Origin of the sequence: Lutibacter citreus (assembly GCF_003260195.1) — a bacterium.
Classification (GTDB): domain Bacteria; phylum Bacteroidota; class Bacteroidia; order Flavobacteriales; family Flavobacteriaceae; genus Lutibacter; species Lutibacter citreus.
The window spans coordinates 637574-660517 of sequence record NZ_QEIH01000001.1 but is presented as its reverse complement, the minus strand read 5'-3'; the positions used below and the strand labels follow the sequence as shown (position 1 = coordinate 660517).

At 31.7% G+C, this 22944-nt stretch carries 15 protein-coding genes; 4 read left to right on the top strand and 11 right to left on the bottom strand.

The genetic code is table 11. The features are described from left to right. A complete protein-coding gene (locus DAD81_RS02615) occupies nucleotides 1-6453 on the top strand; it encodes an Ig-like domain-containing protein (RefSeq protein WP_111706664.1) in 6453 nt (2150 codons plus the stop codon). Nucleotides 6454-6464: 11 nt separating this feature from the next. Beyond that, nucleotides 6465-7436 (top strand): PorP/SprF family type IX secretion system membrane protein, encoded by a 972-nt coding sequence (locus DAD81_RS02610; RefSeq protein ID WP_111706663.1) that lies wholly within the window; start codon nucleotides 6465-6467, stop codon nucleotides 7434-7436. A gap of 90 nt (nucleotides 7437-7526) precedes the next feature. On the opposite strand, the gene DAD81_RS02605 is transcribed toward DAD81_RS02610, so the two are convergent. Together DAD81_RS02605 and DAD81_RS02600 are read right to left on the bottom strand one after the other, a co-directional pair. Further along, nucleotides 7527-9128 (bottom strand): mechanosensitive ion channel family protein, encoded by a 1602-nt coding sequence (locus DAD81_RS02605; protein WP_111706662.1) that lies wholly within the window; start codon nucleotides 9126-9128, stop codon nucleotides 7527-7529. 69 nt (nucleotides 9129-9197) lie between these two features. Further along, nucleotides 9198-11138, bottom strand: a complete 1941-nt coding sequence (locus tag DAD81_RS02600; protein ID WP_111706661.1) for a YgiQ family radical SAM protein — start codon at nucleotides 11136-11138, stop codon at nucleotides 9198-9200. Nucleotides 11139-11284: 146 nt separating this feature from the next. On the opposite strand from DAD81_RS02600, the gene DAD81_RS02595 reads away from it, so the two are divergent. Continuing rightward, nucleotides 11285-11764, top strand: a complete 480-nt coding sequence (locus DAD81_RS02595) for a hypothetical protein (protein WP_111706660.1) — start codon at nucleotides 11285-11287, stop codon at nucleotides 11762-11764. Between the two features lie 68 nt (nucleotides 11765-11832). Here the strand turns inward: DAD81_RS02595 and DAD81_RS02590 are convergent, their stop codons facing one another. The 3 genes from DAD81_RS02590 to DAD81_RS02580 are packed head-to-tail and all read right to left on the bottom strand — an operon-like array spanning nucleotide 11833 to nucleotide 15475. Further along, a complete protein-coding gene (locus tag DAD81_RS02590) occupies nucleotides 11833-12630 on the bottom strand; it encodes a glucosaminidase domain-containing protein (protein ID WP_111706659.1) in 798 nt (265 codons plus the stop codon). Nucleotides 12631-12632: 2 nt separating this feature from the next. After that, nucleotides 12633-13565 (bottom strand): 1-aminocyclopropane-1-carboxylate deaminase/D-cysteine desulfhydrase, encoded by a 933-nt coding sequence (locus DAD81_RS02585; RefSeq protein WP_179950012.1) that lies wholly within the window; start codon nucleotides 13563-13565, stop codon nucleotides 12633-12635. Beyond that, nucleotides 13556-15475, bottom strand: a complete 1920-nt coding sequence (locus DAD81_RS02580; protein WP_111706658.1) for an ABC-F family ATP-binding cassette domain-containing protein — start codon at nucleotides 15473-15475, stop codon at nucleotides 13556-13558. The genes DAD81_RS02585 and DAD81_RS02580 overlap by 10 nt, the downstream gene beginning before the upstream one ends. Before the next feature lie 203 nt (nucleotides 15476-15678). On the opposite strand from DAD81_RS02580, the gene DAD81_RS02575 reads away from it, so the two are divergent. Further along, the gene (locus DAD81_RS02575; RefSeq protein WP_245949165.1) at nucleotides 15679-15999 is read left to right on the top strand and encodes a DUF983 domain-containing protein; all 321 of its coding nucleotides are present in this window, start codon (nucleotides 15679-15681) and stop codon (nucleotides 15997-15999) included. Here DAD81_RS02575 and DAD81_RS02570 read toward each other — a convergent pair. From DAD81_RS02570 to DAD81_RS02545, 6 genes are all read right to left on the bottom strand, one after another. Next, complete coding sequence (locus DAD81_RS02570) at nucleotides 15986-17023, bottom strand: NAD(P)/FAD-dependent oxidoreductase (RefSeq protein WP_111706656.1); 1038 nt, start codon at nucleotides 17021-17023, stop codon at nucleotides 15986-15988. The genes DAD81_RS02575 and DAD81_RS02570 overlap by 14 nt on opposite strands. A gap of 73 nt (nucleotides 17024-17096) precedes the next feature. Further along, nucleotides 17097-17999 carry a type IX secretion system ring subunit PorN/GldN gene (gene porN / locus DAD81_RS02565; RefSeq protein WP_317047308.1) on the bottom strand — a complete coding sequence of 301 codons (903 nt, stop codon included), beginning with the start codon at nucleotides 17997-17999 and terminating at the stop codon, nucleotides 17097-17099. A 10-nt stretch (nucleotides 18000-18009) separates the two neighbouring features. Further along, nucleotides 18010-19551 carry a type IX secretion system motor protein PorM/GldM gene (gene porM / locus DAD81_RS02560; RefSeq protein ID WP_111706654.1) on the bottom strand — a complete coding sequence of 514 codons (1542 nt, stop codon included), beginning with the start codon at nucleotides 19549-19551 and terminating at the stop codon, nucleotides 18010-18012. A gap of 42 nt (nucleotides 19552-19593) precedes the next feature. Continuing rightward, the gene (porL, locus tag DAD81_RS02555) at nucleotides 19594-20241 is read right to left on the bottom strand and encodes a type IX secretion system motor protein PorL/GldL (RefSeq protein ID WP_111706653.1); all 648 of its coding nucleotides are present in this window, start codon (nucleotides 20239-20241) and stop codon (nucleotides 19594-19596) included. Between the two features lie 39 nt (nucleotides 20242-20280). Continuing rightward, the gene (gene porK, locus DAD81_RS02550) at nucleotides 20281-21642 is read right to left on the bottom strand and encodes a T9SS ring complex lipoprotein PorK/GldK (RefSeq protein WP_111706652.1); all 1362 of its coding nucleotides are present in this window, start codon (nucleotides 21640-21642) and stop codon (nucleotides 20281-20283) included. 112 nt (nucleotides 21643-21754) lie between these two features. Then, nucleotides 21755-22915, bottom strand: a complete 1161-nt coding sequence (locus tag DAD81_RS02545; protein ID WP_111706651.1) for a formimidoylglutamase — start codon at nucleotides 22913-22915, stop codon at nucleotides 21755-21757. Between the last annotated feature and the right edge of the window lie 29 nt (nucleotides 22916-22944).

Below are 22944 nucleotides of genomic sequence, written 5' to 3'. Positions count from 1 at the left end.
ATGAAAAAAAATACTTTTTTTACATTATTTCTTATTCTATTTATAGTTACAACTAATGTTTTTTCACAAAAAGTTGCAGTTATTGGTATAAACCATATAACTCCCGATGGCTTTTCGTTTGTAGCAACAGAAGATTTACCTTCAGGTGAAATCATCTATTTTACTTCAAATGAATATGATGCTGTTAACAACGAATTTACAATTAATGAACAGCCAATTGGAGAAGGCCTTGTTGTTTTTACAGCAACTTCAACTATTAGTAAAGGTACTGTTGTTTTTATTGATGAAACAGGAGAAACAACTAATCTATTTACTGTTACATGTTCTGGAGGAGGCTCATGCGGTACTGCTATCTTTAATACCTCTTCAACTGAAAGCTTTTCATTAGCTACAAATGGCGACAGTATTTATGCTTACGCAGATACAGATTCAGATCAAACCAATGGCATTGGCGAAATTTACTCAGTAATGTTTACTGGTACAGGGGAAGGTGCTAATCAAAACGGTGGGATTATTCCATCAAATGAAAATCCAACTCAAGGAGGAAATCATCCAAATGCAATTGTTGTAGATGGATTTCCTGATGATGGAGATATTCTTATTGGACCTGATAGAGTAGAATATAAATTTGACCCTTCTACTCTAAGAGATGCAGTAAGTAAAGCATCCTTAGAAAACCCAACAAACTATCTATGGTTACAATCTAACCAAGATTTATCTATCGTTCCTTTCACAAACTTAAACTTTCCTCCGGCTGTTACAAGTATTGCACTTACAGGCGCACCGGCAGCAAATGCATCTACAGTTGACTTTACTGTTACTTTTAATGAAAGTGCTAATAACATAAGTACAGACGATTTTCAATTAACAACTACCGGAACAGCAGGAGGAACAATTAGTTCTGTTAGTGCAGCATCAGGGAGTTCTATAACTGTAACTGTTGGAACAATTGTAGGAACAGGAACAATTCGTCTCGATTTAAAAAGTAATACCAATATTACCGATGATTTAGGGAATGGAAATGGAACCAATGGCTTCGTTTCTGCCTATATTTCAGGCACTACACATACCGTAGACAGGGATGCGCCAGTAGCACCAACCACCCCAAATATTACCGCCGCCTCTGACACCGGTTTATCGACCACCGACAATATCACAAGCGATACCACGCCGACCTTTATAGGTATTGCCGAGGCCAACTCTGAAGTTACCATCACTTCCTCAATATCCGGCGTCGTGGGCACTACTACTTCGAACAGCTCCGGCAATTTTCTGGTCGCCAGCAGTACCATTCCCGAGGGCAATCATACCATCACTTACACGGTTGTCGATACCGCTGGCAACAACAGCCCCCCCTCTTCTGGGCTCATTGTGATAATAGATACAACCGAACCGGCTGCGCCGAGCACACCCGATCTGCTCGCAGCTTCTGATACTGGATCTTCAAACTCAGACAATATCACCAATAACAATACACCAACCTTAACTGGTACGGCAGAAGCCAATTCCATAGTTACCATTATTTCCTCTTTGGATGGCACTCTCGGAACTACAGTCACCAACGGTGCCGGAGCTTGGGACTATACAACTTCAACATTAACTGAAGGTACTCATATATTCACCGCCACAGCTACTGATGTAGCGGGTAATAACGGAGTAACTGGATCTGGTCTTTCGGTTACAATTGATACCACTCTGCCAACTGCAATTTGTAAAATTTATACATTACAACTTAATGCTACTGGAAATGCCACACTTTTTGCTACAAACATAGATGATGGTTCTGCAGACAATATTGGTATTTCCACATTAAGTATTAGTAATGCCACCTTTAATTGCAGTAGTATTGGAGATAATACAGTTACACTAACTGTTACAGATTTAGCAGGGAATACAAATACTTGTAATTCAACGGTTACTGTTGAAGATAATATATCACCAGCAGTAACATTTACAGCGCCAGCTGATTTATGTATTGATGAAGGAGTACAAACTAATCTTGGTGGTGCAACTGCTGTAGGGGGAGTTTACTTAGGACCTGGTGTTACCGACGATGGAAACGGAACAACCTATAGTTTTGACCCTACAGCAGCTGGTGTTGGAACACATACGCTAACTTATACTTTTACAAATGCTAATGGATGTACAAATAGTGCTTCTGACGATGTGGAAGTATTTGCTTTACCAATAGTAACATTTACATCGCCTGCTGATTTATGTATAGATGCTGGTGTACAAACAAATTTAGGTGGAGGAACAACTGCAGGTGGTGTTTATTTAGGGCCTGGAGTTACAGATGACGGAAATGGAACAACTTATAGTTTTAACCCAGCTGTTGCCGGTGTTGGAGTACATACTTTAACATATACTTATGAAAATAACTTAATAACTCAATTAGGAATAGACATAGACGGTGAGGCTGCTGGTGATTATAATGGCTATTCAGTATCCTTATCTTCAGATGGAAACACAGTTGCCATTGGTGCACCTAATAATGATGGGAGTGGGTCAAATGCAGGACATGTGCGTATCTACAAATGGAATGGCACAGCTTGGATTCAATTAGGAACAGACATAGACGGTGAAGCTGTTGGTGATTATAGTGGCCAATCAGTATCCTTATCTTCAGATGGAAACACAGTTGCCATTGGTGCAGTATATAATGATGGGAATGGAACATCTGCAGGACATGTGAGTATCTACAAATGGAATGACACAGCTTGGATTCAATTAGGAACAGACATAGACGGTGAAGCTACTGGTGATTATAGTGGCTATTCAGTATCCTTATCTTCAGATGGAAACACAGTTGCCATTGGTGCACGATCAAATGATGGGAGTGGGTCAAATGCAGGACAGGTGCGTATCTACCAATGGAATGGTGCAGCTTGGATTCAATTAGGCACAGACATAGACGGTGAGGCTGCTAGTGATCAAAGTGGCTTTTCAGTATCCTTATCTTCAGATGGAAACACAGTTGCCATTGGTGCACCTAATAATAATGGGAATGGATTATCTGCAGGACATGTGCGTATCTACAAATGGAATGGCACAGCTTGGGCTCAATTAGGAACTGACATAGACGGTGAGGCTGCTGGTGATTATAGTGGCTATTCAGTATCCTTATCTTCAGATGGAAACACAGTTGCCATTGGTGCACGATTAAATGATGGGAATGGAACAGATGCAGGACATGTGCGTATCTACCAATGGAATGGTGCAGCTTGGATTCAATTAGGCACAGACATAGACGGTGAAGCTGCTGGTAATTATAGTGGCTCGTCAGTATCCATCTCTTCAGATGGAAACACAGTTGCCATTGGTGCTCAATCAAATGATGGGAGTGGATCAAATGCAGGACAGGTGCGTATCTACCAATGGAATGGTGCAGCTTGGGCTCAATTAGGAACTGACATAGACGGTGAGGCTGCTGGTGATTATAGTGGCTATAAAGTATCCTTATCTTCAGATGGAAACACGGTTGCCATTGGTGCACCTAATAATGATGGGAATGGAGCAGATGCAGGACAGGTGCGTATCTATAATTTGCCTAATGGCTGTTCAAATTCAGCATCAGATACTATTGAAGTATTCGCTTTACCAACAGTAACTTTTACAGCACCGGTGAGTCCTTATTGCCCTAACACCACATCAAACAACCTTGGAGGAGGATCTCCAGCCGGAGGTATTTATTCTGGACCAGGCGTTACAGATGATGGTAATGGATTAACTTATACTTTTGATTCAAGCGTATCTGGTGAAGGAGATATTACTATTACCTATACATTTACAAATACTAACGGATGCACATCTAGTGTCTCTGAAGATGTTACTGTAGAAGATAATATACCTCCAACGGTTGTTACTCAAAATATCACTGTGCAACTTGATGCCAATGGGAATGTAACAATTACACCTGCACAAATAAATAATGGTTCAACAGATAATTGTATCATTGCTTCTATAAGTTTAGATAAAACAACTTTTACCTGTGAAGATACTGGTGAAAATACCGTTACTTTAACCGTAACAGATGTTAATGGTAATGTAGCAACAGAGGATGCAATTGTTTCCGTAAAAGACAACATTCCACCAACAGCTATTTGTAAAAACCTTACTTTAGAGTTAGATGAAAATGGAGAGGTTAAAATAGCTCCAAAAGATATAGACAATGGCTCAACCGATAATTGTAGAGCCCTAGCTTTAGGATTTAAAATTAATAACACACAGTATTTTACTGAACAAACGTTAGACTGTTCTTTTATAGGAGAAAATCAAATTGAATTGATAGTTAGAGATGGAGGAGGAAATAAATCCAGTTGTTTTGCAACTGTAACAGTTTTAGAAACCGTTGCTCCTACTGTAATTACAAACAATATTGCTATTGAATTAGACGCAGATGGTGTTGCTAGTATTGTTGTTGCTGACATTGATAATGGAAGTAACGATAATTGTGAAATTGAAACTTTAGCTTTAGATATTACAGAATTTGATTGTTCAAATATTGGAGAAAACACCGTTACATTAACAGCAACAGATATTAATGGAAATAGCACAACTGCAACAGCAATTGTAACAATTGAAGACAACATCGCTCCAACAGTAATCACTCAAAATATAACTGTTGAATTAGATGAAAATGGAACTAGAACAATTTCCGCAGACCAAATAAACAATCAATCAACAGATAATTGTGAAATTGAAACTTGGGAGTTAGATGCAACAACATTTGATTGTGCAAACCTTGGAGAAAATGTAGTAACACTTACAACAACTGATACTAACGGAAATAGTTCAACTGCAACAGCAATTGTAACCGTTGAAGACAACACCGCTCCAACAGTAAACACTCAAAATATAACTGTTGAGTTAGATATTAAAGGAACTGTAACAATTACAGCAGATCAAATAAACAATGGTTCAACAGATAATTGTGAAATTGAAACTTGGGAGTTAGATGTAACAACATTTGATTGTGCAAACCTTGGAGAAAATATAGTAACACTTACAACAACTGATACTAGCGGAAATAGTGCAACTGCAACAGCAATTGTAACTGTTGAAGATAACCTTGCACCAACTGTAATTACACAAAATATAACTGTTGAATTAGATGCTGATGGAAATGCAACTATTTCAGTTGATGCCATAAACAACGGTTCTTCTGACAATTGTGAAATTGAAAGTTTAGTTTTAGATACCACAACTTTTGATTGTACTAACATTGGTGAAAATAATGTGATACTTACAGTTACCGATGTAAATGGAAATAGTGCAAGTGCTGATGCAATTGTAACTGTTGAAGATAACCTTGCACCAACTGTAATTACACAAAATATAAATGTTGGATTAGATGCTGATGGCATTGCAAACATCGTTGTTGCTGACATTGATAATGGAAGTAACGATAATTGTGGTATTGATGTTATGAGTATTGATCTTAGTTCTTTTGATTGTAGTTCTGTGGGTGAAAATATTGTAACATTATCTGCTACGGATATTCATGGTAATAGTGCCAATACTTCTGCCACGGTAACAATTGTAGATACTGTGATGCCCGTTGCAAGTTGTGTGGCTCCTTTTGCATTGGCCTTAGATGATACTGGTAGTATTTCTATTACTGCTGCTGATATTGACAATGGCAGTTCTGATAATTGCGAGATTGCTTCCATAGAAATTGATAAAGATTCTTTTGATTGTAATGATCTTGGTGATAATTTGGTTACTTTAACAGTAACAGACACCAGTGGAAACAGTACTTCTTGTACAACTACAATTACTATTGAAGATGCTACTGACCCACTTGTAATTACTCAAAATATTTCTGTTGAGTTAGATAGTAATGGAAATGCAACAATAGCTGCTCAAGATATAGATGATGGAAGTTTTGACAGTTGTGGAATCGCTTCTATAAGTTTAGATATCACAACTTTTAATTGTCCAACATTAGATGAACATACGGTAACATTAACTGTTACGGACAATGCTGGTAACAGCGCTTCTGAAATGGCATTTGTAACATTCACTTCTGATGATTTAGATAATGATTTAATTGCAGATAGTTGCGATGATGATCTGGATGGAGATGGCATTGATAATTCAATAGATAATTGTCCGGATGTTTCAAACTCAAACCAAGCCGATATAGATAGAAATGGTATTGGTGATGTATGTGATGAAGGTGAACTAGAAATACCAAAAGGATTCTCTCCTAATGGAGATGGCGCTAATGATGAATTTATTATTGCCGGACTTCATAAATATCCAAATAACAGTATACAAGTCTATAACAGATATGGAAATATGGTGTATGAATCTAAAGCATATCAAAATTACTGGGATGGTATTTCTTCAGGTAAAAACAGAAGACTACCAGCAGCACCCTACTTTTATGTGTTAAGCATAAATGGAGGAAGTAAAATAGTAAAAGGATGGGTTTATATTAATTATTAAAAAAAATAAATATGAAAAATAAATTAAAACAACTCGTAATTATAAGTGCTTTTTTAACAATCTATAAAAGTAATGCGCAACAAGACCCATTATATACACAATATTATAACAACTTTAGCTTAATAAATCCTGCATATTCAGGAAGTCACGGATTGTTTACCGCAACAGCTAATATAAGAAGTCAGTGGGCAGGAGAAGCCGGTAGTCCGGAAACCCAAACACTTTCTTTACACGGACAAACGGGTAAAAGCGTAGGTTTAGGATTGTCTATTGTAAACGACAAGGTTTATGTATTAAACGAAACGCACGTATATGCAGATTTCTCTTATTCAATTTATCCTAGTGAAAATTCTACGTTAGCTTTTGGATTAAAAGCAGGAGGTAGTTTTTTAGATGTAGATTTGCTAAAATTAGGCATTGAAAACGATAATTTATTCAGTGAAAACATCAACCAGTTTAATCCAAATATAGGAGCAGGAGCTTTTTACTATACCAATAAATTTTACTTAAGTATCTCAACGGTAAATATTTTAAAAACAAAACGCTATACTAAAAGTGATAATGTAGTTTCAAGCGCTTCAGATGAAATGGTATTTTACTTTTCATCGGGCTATGTTTTTGATTTAAATGATACATTTAAACTAAAACCATCCGTAATGTTTAGAGCTGTAAATGGAAGTCCGTTATCAACTGATATTTCTGCTAGTATTTTATGGAATGATAAATTAGAATTTGGAATCTCTCACAGAGTAGATGCATCCATTTCTGGATTGTTTCAAATAAGATTAATGGATAATTTAAAAATTGGATATTCATATGATGCAGTAACATCCAAACTATCAAACTATAACAATGGTTCCCACGAATTTAGTATTATCTTAAATTTAGGAGGGAATGAAACAAATAAATCAAAAAGAAAACCACCATTTTATTGGATGAAAGGTGAAAATTCTGAAGAAATACAGGAAATGGATGTAAATTAGAGCTATTAAAAATAAATAGACATTCATATTAAAAATAAAAAGAGCCCCAATAATTGAGGCTCTTTTTATTTTTAATATATTTTAGTGAGATTATTCTTTTTTAACTATCCCATCTATTATTTCTTGAATTCTTTTTGAATCAATATTATAATCTAAGGTTATGCCTTTTTTCTCCGGAAATTGTTCAATCATTAATGTAGTAGAAGGGAAAGCAAAATCTACTCCAATTTCAGCAGCCAATTTTAAAATAGCTATATGCAAACTATGTTTGGATGATTGTTCTTTATTCCAATCTAAAGCAACAAAATATACATTTACAAGAATTAATAAAGACGAATCTCCAAATCCAGAAAACTCAACATTAAATGCATCATCTCTAGTATTTTGATGTAATTTTATTATTTTTCGAACTCCTTCAACAAAAGCATCAATTAATTCTGGCGGAGTATCATAACGCAATCCCAAATTAGTAGTATACCTTCTGTATGCTCTTAATCCTTTGTTATTAACTACCATTTCAGACAACGAACTATTTGGTATTTGATATACCGATGTGTCAGCTGCTCTTACAGTAGTGGATCTAAAACCAACCGTTTCAACTGTACCTACAACGGTTCCTGCTTCAATCCAATCACCAATATGAAAAGGCTTGTCTAAAAAGATCATTACGGTACCTATTAAGTTTTTAACGGTATCTTGAGATGCTAAAGCAACTGCCAAACCACCAATAGAAGCACCTGCAATTACAGTTACCGGTTTAATTCCAAATAATGTTAATAATTTTAAAAAACCTATAAACACAACAATTCCTGTTAAGAAATTATTCAATATAGGTACTAATTGATCATCTAATTTACTATCCGTTGTTTGTACATACTCTTCGTAAATACTCATAATAACTTTTACCAATTTTAAAAACACATAAATCCAAAATACAGTTACCATTATATTTAATGATAAAAATAAAATAGTGTTTAAATCTAGCGGTAATAATAATGAAGGTAAATAAGACTTTACAAACCAAATTACAACTAACAAAACAATTGGTCTTGTTAATTTTTTTAAAGCCGTATTTATCTTATCATTTGTTTTTGGAATAATCCACAATTGAGTTTTCTTTAAAATAAAATAAACTATTTTTTTAAAAATAAAGAATACTAAAAAACTTAAAACTAAGAGTATTATTAAACCTAGATATTGCCAAAGTTCTAAAGTGAAAAATTTCTGATGCCCAATTTCTGGTATAATTTGTTTAATTTTTTCTGTATACCAAGGAAAAACTTCCTTATATAAATCGTTTACTTTAGCTGTTGTTTCTGAAGAATAATACCACTTTCCTCCTATTCTTTCAACATAAACTTCAGGCATTATATAAGGAAAAAGCAAATATCTTTGTCCTATTTTATAATCTGTTGTATCTGAATAAACCTTATTTGTTGGAACTTTTGAAAAATCTACCTTTAAACCCTTTCCGTCTAATATCTTCTTTAGTTTAATTGCTATTTCTTCAGCCTCTTTCCCTTCAAATCCATAAATTGTTTTAGCAGCCTTTTCTGGCTCATATGAATCTGATTGTAAAAAATACAAGTGTGTATAAATGGTTGAATTAGGATTACTTAAATCAACTTTCACCTCTTTTTGCGCAAAAATTGAAGTTGATATTAACAAACAAAATAATATTATTTTCTTCATTTTGAAAACCTTAAAATTTAGATTCAAATTTAATTTTTTTTTCTGTCGTTATAAATAATATTTTAAATATTATCTACTTTTCCTTTTATTAAATTTTTTCTTTTTCTTTGAAGAAAAAGTAATAGTATCGTTAAACGTATCTTTTGCTTTTTCACTTTTATTTTTTTTCCAAGAATTGGTTGAAGGAAGTAACTTTTGCAATAAATCTTCTCGTCCTACTTTTGTTAGCGTATTTCTTATCCAAGCTTGATTTTCTTTTTTGTACCAAAAGAAAAATCTGTGCTGTTCATCTTTTTCTTTTTTAGATTTTGGTGTTCTTGTTTCTTTTAAAGAATATGGATGAAATCCACTATAATAAATAACCGTAGCAACCGTCATAGGTGTTGGTGTAAACCCTTGAACTTGTTCTAACTGAAAACCTAAATCTTTAGTTTCTGAAGCTAAATTCGCCATATCTTCCAATTCACAAGCAGGGTGATTTGATATAAAATAAGGTATTAATTGAAGGTTTAATTTTTTTCTAAAATTAATTTTATCAAACCGCTCTTTAAACTTATGAAAATAAGAAAAAGAAGGTTTTCTCATTAATTTTAAAACCGCATCAGATGTATGTTCGGGAGCTACTTTTAATCTTCCAGAAACATGTTTAGTCATCACTTCTTCCGTATAATCATCTAACTCTTTTGGATCTGCTAATTTATTAAATTCAGGAACTAATAAATCATGTCTAATTCCACTACCTATAAATGATTTTTTAATTTTCGGATGGTTATCAACTGCTCTATAAAGTTCTGTTAATGGTTTATGAGAAGTATCTAAATTATGACAAATAACTGGTGAAATACAAGATGGAGAAACACATTTATCACATATTTCCTGAACCTTTCCTTTCATTTTATACATATTTGCCGAAGGTCCTCCAATATCTGATAAATAACCTTTAAAATCTGGCATATTTGCAACCTGATCAACTTCTTTTAAAACAGATTCCTGACTTCTACTTGCAATAAATTTTCCTTGGTGAGCTGATATGGTACAAAAACTACATCCTCCAAAACATCCTCTGTGAATGTTAATTGAGAATTTAATCATTTCAAAGGCCGGAATTGGCCCTCTTTTATTATACTTTGGATGAGGTAATCGCGTAAATGGTAAATCAAAAGATGCATCAATTTCCTTCTCTGTCATTGTCTCATAAGGAGGGTTAATAACTAAAGTAGAATTACCTACATTTTGAAAAACACGATTTGCAAATAATTTATTTGATTCTTGTTCAATTACTTTAAAGTTAGAAGCAAATAGCTTTTTATCTTGTAAACAAACCTCATGTGAATGGATTGTAACATCACTCCAATTTTTATTTTTTGGAATTTCTTTGTCTTGTGGTAATAAAAATGCTGTTTGTTTTATAGTTGTTAAACTTGAAAACGGCACACCTTTTTGCAACAAATTTACAATTTCACGTAAAGGTTGTTCTCCCATTCCATATACCAAAAGATCTGCTTTAGAATCTTTTAATATTGTTGGTTTTAAAGTATCACTCCAATAATCATAGTGCGTAACTCTTCTTAAAGAAGCTTCAATCCCTCCAATTAAAACGGGAACATCTGGAAATTTCTCTTTTAATATATTAGTATATACTGAAGTTGCATAATCTGGTCTAAAACCTTTATCTCCATTAGGTGTGTAAGCGTCTTTATCCCTGCTTCTTTTACTTGCAGTATAATTACTTACCATTGGATCCATACATCCGCCTGTAACTGCAAAAAACATTTTTGGAGTTCCAAGCTTAGTAAAATCTTGTAAATTATCATGAACGCTGGGCTGAGGAACAATAGCAACTCTTAATCCATAACTTTCTAATATTCTACCAACCACAGAATGCCCAAAAGCTGGATGATCTACATAGGCATCTCCGCTAAACAATATTACATCTAGCTCATCCCATCCTCTAAGTTTTACCTCTTTATTTGTTGTAGGTAACCAATCTGAAAGTTTATTCATTATCATATTTTGCAAAAATACACTAAATAAAACAATTCTAAATAAGCTATAAAAGGTTAATATGTGTTAACGAGTGTTAACATATTAAACCTTTTTAAAATATATGGGTCTTAGAAGCAAATACATTTATAAACCTTAAAATAACATATAAAATGAAAAAATTAGTTGGAATTCTTACTTTAGTCTTAGTATTTACATTATCAAGTACTGTAAATGCTCAACAACAACAAAAGAGATCTCACAAGAAATCAAATTATTCTTCTGAGCAAATGGCAACATTAATGACCAAAAAATTAACACTTCATTTAGACTTAGATTTAAAACAACAAAAGGAAGTATTAAATTTAATCACTAAGGAAGCTACACAAAGAAAAGCTATGATGGAGAAAATGAAAGAAAGACGCGCTAATGGTGAAAAACCAACTGATGCTGAAAAATTTGAATTTGAAAACAACCGTTTAGATAGACAAATAGCTCAAAAAAATGACATGAAAAAAATTCTTTCAAATGAGCAATTTGAAAAATGGGAAAAAGTACAAAATGCAAAAATGAGACACGGTAAAAAAAGCAAGCACTCAAAAGGGAAAAAAAATTCAAATATGAATAAAGGTCAAAGAACTAAAAAAGCTTAAAAATAAAATTTAGTTTGGTTACTAGTTTAGATAGATGAAAAAGCGCTGCATTAATTTTGCAGTGCTTTTTATTTTATTAACACCAAGGTTTGACCTATAGAAATATCATTAGATTCAAGACCATTTATTTTTTTTAATTCACCAACTGATAAACCGTATTTTCTAGAAATTGAATACAAGGTATCTCCCTTTGCTACCGTATAACTGGTAACAGAATTAGATATTGTATTTTGCGGTTTATATGGTTTTCCTAAAACTTTAGTATCATATTTATGTAAGTCGTATTTTTCTATAAGAGCAATCAATTTTGCTGGGTATCTCCTATCTGTTGCATATCCTGCAGAACTTAACCCTTTAGCCCACCTAACATAATCTCCTTCTTTTAACTTAAATAATTTTGCATACCGTGAACGGCCTGTTAAGAATAAAGAATGATCTTTAAAAGATTTAGCAGGATCTTTGTATTTTCTAAAACATTCTCCTTTTTCATCATCATCATGATATACTTTTTTTCCTGTCCAACCTTTATGACATTTAATCCCAAAATGATTATTTGATCGCAAAGTAAGTTCACTATATCCACTACCAGACTCTAAAATTCCTTGAGCCAAAGTAATACTCGCTGGAATTTTATGCGTTCGCATTTCATACATAGCTGTAGCATTAAAACGTTCTATATATTCTAATGTTTTGTTTTGATATGTAGATTCTTTTGTAACAGGTTTTGTTGAAACAACATCTTCTCTTTTAGTCTCAACAACTTCTCTTTTATGCTTTATGGTTTTTCTTACAACCTTCTTTTTTGATTTACAACTTACAATTAAGCTAACTATTACTAAACTATATAAAAAGTATTTCAATTTCATTATTATTCAATTATGGGTAATTTTTTATTTTTCAATACATTGTTCATTCCTATAATTCCTTGTAAACCACCAGTGTGAATTGCTAGAATTTTTGATCTTTTGGGAAAATAATCTTTTTTAATTAAATCAACAATACCATACATCATTTTTCCCGTATAAATAGGATCTAATGGTATGTTAGTTTCTTTTTTGAACTTATTTATAAAATAAATTAATTCTTCAGATACTTTTCCATATCCTCCAAAATGATAATCAGTATTTAAACTCCATTTTTTTGAAGTTAGTACATACTTTTTAATTTCATTTTTAAGAAAATCTCCTTTTAAAGCAGGAAAACCAACAACTTTTTGATGTGGTTTTAATGAATTTATTACTCCTGAAATAGTCCCACCTGTTCCTATTGACGAACAAACAATATCGTAAATTTCATCTTCTTTATTTAATATCTCTTCACAACCTTTTACAGCTAATTTATTTGTACCACCTTCAGGGACTAAATAAAATTTACCAAATTTATCTTTTAAATTATTAATAAATTCTTTGGAAGTTTTGTTTCTATAATCGCTTCTAGATACAAACTCAAATTGCATGTTATGCTCAGAAGCAAACTTTAAAGTAGCATTAGTTACAAATGTCTCATCCAATTTAAAAGCCAATTCATCTCCTCTAATTACCCCAATTGTTTTAAATCCAAACTCAACACCAGCAGAAGCTGCAGCTGCAATATGATTTGAATAAGCACCTCCAAAAGTTAAAAAAGTATGATGCTTTAATTTCTGTGCTTCTTCTAAATTATATTTTAATTTTCTGTATTTGTTCCCTGAAATAAAAGGATGTAATTCATCTTCTCGTTTTACAAATATTGAAATGTCTTTATCTTCAATTTCAGAAAAGTGAACTTGTTGTACTCTGCTATTTTTATTTTCTAAGAACAATTTTCAACTTTTTCTTCAATTTCAGACCAATCTTCCATTAGCTGCTCAACCTGATTTTTCTTCTCTTTATAATTTTCGAAAAAATTTGGAATCGCCACCGTAGTATCATAATCTTCATCAAGAGCGGCATCCATTTCTAAAACTTCTTTTTCCAAAGTATCAATTTGGCTCTCAATTTTTGATAATTTATTTTTAAGTTTCTTCAACTCTTTTTCTTCGTTTCTAGATAATTTATGGTCCACTTTTTTAGCCGTAACTGGCTTTTTAGCCACCACCGTACGTTTTTCTGCTTCACGTAAATTTTCAATTTGGTGCTGCTCCAAGAAATAATCAATATCTCCTAAATATTCTTTAATCACCTTATCTTTAAAACCGTAAACTGTAGTAGTTAAACCCTGTAAAAAATCTCTATCATGTGAAACAACAATTAGCGTTCCGTCAAATTTATTTAATGCTTCTTTTAGCACATTTTTAGATGCTATATCTAAGTGATTTGTTGGCTCATCCATTATTAAAACATTAAACGGAGACAATAATAGTTTACATAGTGCCAATCTATTTCGCTCACCTCCCGATAACATTTTTGCCTTTTTATCTGCCGCTTCACCACTAAATAAAAACGCACCTAACATATCCCTAACTCGCATACGGTTAGTATCTGTAGCGGCATTTTCCATAATTTCCAGCACAGTTTGTTCTGGCTCTAAATGCTCGGATTGATTTTGGGCAAAATATCCAATTTGTACATTATGTCCTAATTTTAAATGGCCACCATAAGCTATTTCGCCTACTAACATTTTTGCCAAAGTAGATTTCCCTTGTCCATTTTGACCCACAAAAGCAATTTTACTATTTCTTTCAATAAGTAAATCAACGTTTTCTAATACGTGTTTATCTCCATAACTTTTTGATAAATTTTCAGCTTCAACAACAATTTTACCAGGTTCTTTAGAAATTTGAAATCTAACATTCATCACCGCATTATCATCATTATCAACTTCAATCCGTTCAACCTTATCCAGTTTTTTAATTAAAGATTGCGCCATAGTTGCTTTGTTAGCTTTGGCTCTAAACTTATCAATTAATAATTGGGTTGCCTTAATTTCTTTTTCTTGATTTTTCTGTGCTTGAAGTTGTTTTTCTTTTATTTCTCCACGTAATAATAAAAATTGTGAATATGGCTTCTTATAATCGTAAATTTTACCTAATGAAATTTCTATAGTTCGGTTAGTAATATTATCTAAAAACATTTTATCATGCGATACCAATACAATTGCTCCTGGATACCCCTTTAAGAAGTTCTCCAACCAAATTATAGATTCTATATCTAAGTGATTTGTTGGCTCATCTAATAATAAAATATCATTATTTTGAAGTAATAATTTAGCTAGCTCAATACGCATTCTCCAACCTCCAGAAAATGTATCAGTTAACTTATCAAAATCATCTCTTTGAAATCCTAATCCTTGTAATATTTTTTCAGTATTTCCTTTATAATTATAACCTCCCAATAATTCATAACGATGCGAAAATTCATTTAAATTAACCATTAAATCATGATAGTATTCACTCTCATAATCTGTTCTTTCTGCTAGTTCTACATTAATTCTATCTAATTTAGCTTCTAGTTGTTTAATTTCTTCAAAAGCTTCATACGCTTCTTCCAAAATTGTTCTTCCTTCAACAAAATCAATATCCTGACGTAAAAAACCAATACGGATATCCTTGTCAAAAGCCATAGTTCCACTAGAACTTTCAATATCTTTAGAAATTACTTTTAATAAAGTAGATTTCCCTGCACCATTTTTCCCTATCAATCCTATTCTATCTCCTTTATTCAATTTAAATGTGATTCCTGAAAACAAATCGGAACCGGCAAAAGAAACCGTTAAATTATGTACGTTAAGCATTTAATTATTTTAATTTTATGTAGTTTTGCGTTTTATCAAAATTCTTGCAAATTTACTATAAATTAAATTGGTACTGAATTAAAGTTTTTAGTTTTCTAAATATTATACATTGAATAACGTACAAACAAAGCATGTTTAAAAAAGGATCAAAGCTATATAGCATTATATTTAATAAATGCCCAAGGTGCCATGAAGGTGATTTTATGGAAGAAAAAAACATCTTTAACTTAAAAAAAGCATCAATAATGAAGGAAAGATGTCCAAAATGTAATTTAAAATACATGATGGAACCATCTTTTTATTATGGAGCTATGTATGTAACTTACGCATTAACTGTTGGTATTTCAATAATAACCTTCATAATATCTACGTTGGTTTTTAATTTAAGTATGATTGAAAGTTTTATACCAATTGTACTTGTGCTAATATTAACTTCACCAATATCATTAAGGTTTTCAAGAATAATTTGGATAAATATATTTGTACACTATGATCCAAATTCAATAAAATCTAAAACCGACTAATTGATATTTCTTTAGATAACTCAATATCGTTTTCTAAATAGTTGTATAACTCTTTTGAAGATTTAGGAGCAATCATTACTCCTCTTGTGCCTAAACCATTTAAAATGGCCAAAGAATGATATTTAGGATGTTTTCCAACTAAAGGTCTTCTATCTTTAACTGTTGGTCGAATTCCGGCAACATGGTCCACAATTTTATATGAAACATTAATAACGGTTTCAAGTTTTTCTATCAATTCTTTTTTTCCTGAATCTGTAGGCAGTGTAGTTTTATCCTTCCAATTAAATGTTGCTCCAACTTTAAAATAATTATCACCCAAAGGCATCACAAAAACTGATGCTTTAATCATAAAATCTACATTTAAATTAGGTGCATGAATTATTAATAATTCACCTTTAGCTTCTTGCATTGGTAAATAATTAAAAAATGGATTTTTAACCAACCCAAACCCTTCACAAAATACTACTTTTGATGCCTTAACATCATCATACTCCACGCCTATATCATTAATTTTTAAGCTCTTATAAATAAACTTATCCTTTCTAATTATGTTTTTATTTAATAAATAATCTCTATAATCATTAATTAGTTCTTTTGTATCTATGCGACCTGTATCTATTAACTTTCCAAACCCAAAATCCGATTCAACCCCTTCATACTTATTAAGTTCAATTTCAGGAATCATATATTGTGAAAGTAATGGTTTATCACAAGCTACAAACCAATTATTCTGCTCTTCAACAGATTTGAAAACTCGATAAATATCAACATCATAAATGTATTTCTTTTGAAAATCTCTTTCTAACGCTTTATAAAAAGGTATTGCAATTTCAAGTTGCTCAATTGCACTCCATACGGGTGTAAATCTTTTTAAAATTACAGGATTATACATTCCTCCAGCTACAATAGATGATTGCTGCGAATTATCTTCATAAACAACGTATGATTTATTATGTTTCTCTAATTCTCTTGAAAAAGCAAGCCCTGCTAGCCCTAAACCTACAATAATATAATCTACCTTCATCTTTAAACATTACTTTTTTAAACAAAAAAACTCTTGCAAAAGGCAAGAGTTTTTTTTATGTTTTTCAATAGAATTAGTAATTCCACATATCAAGCTCTTTGTTTCTAATATCATCTTTAATTTTATTAGATTCAAGTACTTGAAATAAAGAATTTCCTTTTACATATTCAGATATATCTCTATCTCCGTAAATATTTTCTTCTCTATAAATAATAGAACTAAATCTTCTAGCATTTAGTAAATGATCATAAGAAATTGGAAACGAAGAATTTTTTGGATTAAATACTTTCATATCGTGTAAAATATTTCTTGAATCTGGGAACCAAACCCAAAATAACGCCAATTGTTCAGTAATATCAATATCTTCTCTTCCCATGGTTTGAACATCTGGTGCAATAGGAGCAATACCTAATAGTCTATACTTCATTTCACCCTGTCTTTTGTCAAAATACCAAAGACCTTTAATTTTAAAACCTTCAATATCTTGAGATGTAAGATTTATCTTATCAACATATTCACTAATGTTAGTTGCCCCAGCATTTAACTCATCATAACCAGCATCAGTAGTATCTATTCTAAATAGTTTCCTATTGATTTCTGCCTTTGTCATTTTAGAATTAAAATATGAATCATCATAAACTTCAGTAATTTGATCATTTTTAATTCCTTTTAATAAAGTATCAAATAATGATCTTCTATTTCCTGAAACATTAGTTGTATCAACAGGATAATAATATGGTAAATTAATTTTTTCATTTAAATCAACATATTCCCATACCACTTTAGACCATAAAATATCTCTATCATCAACGTAACCATATTCTAATGGTTTATCATTATCAACTTTTTGTTGTTGAACAGTCTTTTTCCCAATATCAGAAGGTGTTTTGACATTTAATAAATTAGATTGAGCATTTATAACTTGCACCATTATTAACGCCAAAATAAAAATTCCAATATTTTTCTTAGTCATCATTTATTTCAATTTATTGAATTTCAACACTTACAGGTGAAGCATTTTTAATTTTATAAGTTGTATTTCCTACTAACGTAGATTTTACATCAAATATTGTAATAACATCTCCTCTTTTAGCTTTTGCAATAGCCTTCTTTGCTGATGAATTCATTTTATTACCTCTTACTACTACCGCTCCTTGACCAGGAACTTTAAGTGTAAATCCAGTAGTACTTAGTTTTAGGTCAAAATCAAAATCAGGTAATTCAGCACCAACTGTTGAGTTACCTAAACTTGTTTTAGGCATTTTTACAACACCCGATTGTTTTCTTACTGTACCTTGAGGTGAAGGAATATCTTTAATTCTAAAAGTTTGAGATGAGCTTACAGTTTTTCCATTTTGTAATTTTCCAGAAACATTAATTTTCACTTCTCTACCAGATGATGGTGTCATAATATATTTTCCTGAACCTGCAACTTTTCTTAATCCACCTGCTGTAGCTTTCACTAAATTATCAGCAATACCTGGAATTGAAATAGTCATTGGGTTTGGTACACCTCTGTAAACTACATTCATTTTATCTGCTGAAATAACCGCACTATTAGGTGTTGGTATAACTGCATAGCTTGAAGAAATTGGAATTTCAATTGCTTCTCCATTTTCTGTAAATACAAATTTTCCTTTTATATTATGTTCTCCAACATTTCCTGCTGGAAAATCTAATAATACTTGACCTTCTTTAATACTAGATTCAGGTAATTTAGAACCTCCTATTTCAACTAAATCAGCTTTTAAAGTTGGATCTTTTTTACCTAAATAAATTTTACCTGTAAACTTTTCTCCTTGAAAGAAAGCCGTTTTATCTGCAACAACAATTGCTTCAAAATTAGTTAAAGAAACATCACTTTCTAACTGACCTCCTAAAAGGCTTCCAAATATTTCAGATTGTGTAGTTTTAATATCTGTTTGCATTGATGTTAAATTGGTAACAGTAGAAATTAAAGGAAATCCTTCATATCTATTATTTAGCCAAGGTTGTTTTTGAATAGCATCTTTAATTTTTTGATCTGAAGTATCAAATCTTTTATTTATTGAGGCTACCAACGGGCTATTCTCCCCAATTAATTTAATAACACTATTTTTATACCCAGAGATATTATCTAAAAACTCTTGACCTGCCTTGGTGAAGGTATTATTTTTAAAGAAATGTTCATCTACAACTGCAGATTGGTCCATTGCTTCATAATTCTTTATATCTTCTTGTCCTTTAAGTAATAAAACTTTTTTAGCATTTAAATAATCATCAAATTCTTTTGATAACTTATCAACTTGCTTAGCCTTATCAAATAAAACACTATATTTTTCTGGTTGCTCACCTGCCTTTGTTGCTAAATTTGCAAGTATCTCTTTATTTTTTACTGTAGCAGTAACATTATTATCTGCTAATTTTTCATTCATAAAACCAAAAGCTGACAAAACCTCTTTGGACATATTCATTGCTAACATAGAAATAAATACTAAGTACATTAGGTTAATCATTTTTTGCCTTGGTGATAAATTACCTGAAGCCATTCTAATTAGTTTTTTAATTAATAAATTTAGTTTTTAAACTAATTATTTTTTTGGAGTCATAGCAGTTAACATACCTCCATAAACACCATTTAAAGATGATAAATTAGCTGTTAAAGATTCCATTTGTTCTTTTAACTTACCTGCATTTTCAGCCGCTTGTGAATTAATTTCGGTTTGTCTAGAAGTACTTTCTAATTGAACTTTATATAAACTATTTAATGATTCCATTTGTGAAGCAGCTAAAGATAATTGCTCACTATATTTATTGGTAGCTGCAATAGAGTCTACTGCAGGTGCTATATTTTCAGCAGCTCCTTTAAAGTTTCTAATGCTATCTCCTAAGCTTTGCATTAAGCTAGCATCTAATTTAGCATCTTTTAGCATATCATCTAACTTTTGAGATAAAACGCCTTGAGCCTCAAAAGCTTGTTTTTTATCTTTTTCTTTTTCCATTCCTCCTGTTAATTCAGGATATACTAAAGACCAGTCTAACTCATCATCTACAGGTTCAAAAGCTGAAATAGCAAAGATTACTGCTTCTGTTATTAAACCAATTGCTAACATTACCCCACCTGTTAAAAATCCGATATGGAAATGTGTTAGTTTAAAAAGAGCTCCTACAATAACTACAGATGCTCCAAGCCCGTAAGCCATATTAAATATTTTTTTTATTTTTTTACTCTGTGCCATAATTTAAATATTAAAGTTTGTTAATTGTTATTGGGTTGATTATTCTTTTATTAATTCAGTTCCTAAAAAATCTTGAACAGTTCTAAAACCTATAAAACTTCTTGCGGAATCGGAATATTCATAGTCACGAGTACTTACTTCTAAAAAATAAGCAACATCTTTCCATGAGCCTCCTCTAATTACTTTTCTATGATTTTTATCTTTTCCTACATTTGGATTCATTGTAGATGTAATATAATAGGATTCATCACTGTAAGTTGAATTTGTCCATTCAGCAACATTTCCTGCCATATTATATAATCCATAATCATTTGGAGGATATGATTTTGCTTCTACAGTATATAAAGCTCCATCTACAGCGTAATTACCTCTACTTGGTTTAAAATTAGCTAAAAAACAACCTCTATCTGATGTTGTATAAGGTCCTCCCCAAGGGTATGTTGCATTTTCCAATCCACCACGTGCGGCATATTCCCATTCAGCTTCTGTAGCCAATCTAAATTGAGGGATTAGGCTTGGTCTTCTTGTAGTACTTAAAAAATCATTTTTCTTTTTTGTTCTCCATCTACAAAATGCTTTAGCTTGAATCCAAGACACTCCAACTACTGGGTAATCATTAAATGCTTGATGGTAAAAATAATCCTGATGCATTGGATCATTATATGAATAATTAAAATCTCTTACCCAAACTGTAGTATCTGGATAAACTTTTATTACTTCTTGTTTTATAAAATCTCTTCTTTTTCCTTTTTTACGTGCTGCTGCTTCTTGATCTAACCAATAAAATTTAAATTTTAGTCTATCCACATCAAGCATTCTTCTACCTTCAAAACTATCCTCAATTGGTGTTAATACAGAATCAATCATAACCTCTGCATATTCTTCACTTGGAAATTGATTAACATTCCAAATAATTTCTTCATCCCAATTTAACATCTTTCCTTGTGTAGGAGAATTTAAATCACCAAGACTACCATAAGTTTTCATCATATATTTTTGATATGGTGACATATCTGTTGAGTCTATATTTAAAAACTGATAATCTTCTAAAACAGGCTCTCCCTCTACAGACATTAATTCTGAATATAAGGCTAATTCAGTTCTTACGATTGAATCTCTAACCCAGTAAACAAACTCTTTATATTCACTATTGGTAATTTCTGTTTCATCCATATAAACTGGACGAACTGTAACAGTTCTAGATGGGGAATTAAGTGAACCTGCAACATCTTCACTTTGTTTACCCATTGTAAAAGATCCTCCAGGTATATAGGTCATCCCTAGTGGTCTTTCAGAATGCCAACTATTTGAAGATCCAACTCCAACTAATTCACCTTGTTCATTAGATCCGCAACTAAGTACTAAAAAAACCAGTGAAATATACAATGATATTTTCTTCATATTAATTTTTTGTTCTGTTATGGTAAACGTATTACTAATTATTTTAAAATACAATAATATTTAATCAGTTTAAACTGTTAAAATTATATTTTATTATATATAATCTGAAAAATTATACCAACTTTTTTAATGTTCTTATCCATCTTTCAGGGATATCTTGATTACTTGCACTTATATAATCTTGATATGTACAAGGTATTAACGCATGTCTTTTAAATTTATTATTATTACTTATATCTATTTCCATCCACCATCTTCCACTTTTATGACTCTTATAAAAATGTAATATTTGATCTTCTATTGGAACAATAAACTTTTTATATTGATCTTTTAGACCAAAAGGATAATCATGAGCTCTATAATTATACCCCTCTATGAAATACCAAATCATTTGAGAAATTAATTGAGCCGTTTGATTTTTATCGTCAAAAATAGGATTATATTCAAAAATACCAAATGAGGAAACTTTATCACTTATTCCTGCATATCTGGAGATTGCACAAATTTCCGCTCCTGAAAGTCCATTAGGACCAGCATTTTTATTTGCTGGAGCATAAGAATTTTTAATAGAGGATATATCTACACTAACAATATCAGCATCTCTTAATATTGGTTCAACAATTTTAATATCGTTTACTAGTTCTCCTAATCTGTGCGTTTCAAAAAACAAGCTATCTAACAAATCTAATTCATCTTGTGAATTAAAATAGGTTTGATACCCTAAATTGCAAAAATTAAATAAATTATTAGGTTCGTTCATTACAACCTTACTCAAATATGAGTTTGAAGCTAATTCATCTTCTATTGAACCTAAATCAAACTTATTATCAACCGCAACAATATTTACTGTCTGCTCTAATTTATCATATGCTCTATAATTTGCATATGTTAAATCCTGACCTCCACCAATAATTATTGGGATAATTTTATTTTTTATCAAATATTCGAGTGATTCACCCAAGGCAAAATAAGTATCTTTAATTGTATGCCCTTCAACTATATCTCCTAAATCCACCACATTAACTGGCCAATTTCCAGGATATAATTTATATAATTCTTTACGGATTTCGTTAAGATTTGTACCTGTACCGTTATTTCCAACGGAACCTCTTCCGTCCAAAACACCGATAATTGCAATTTTTTTATTTATTAAATCAGGTTGACTACTCTTATCTGAATATATATCAATGCATTGTCCAAATGTGCGGTCGGACTGCATTTCTATAAAAGATAATATAGAATTATCAACGGGATTTAAGTAATCGAAATTCATTCTAAGGGGTTAAAGCACTATTTCGGACG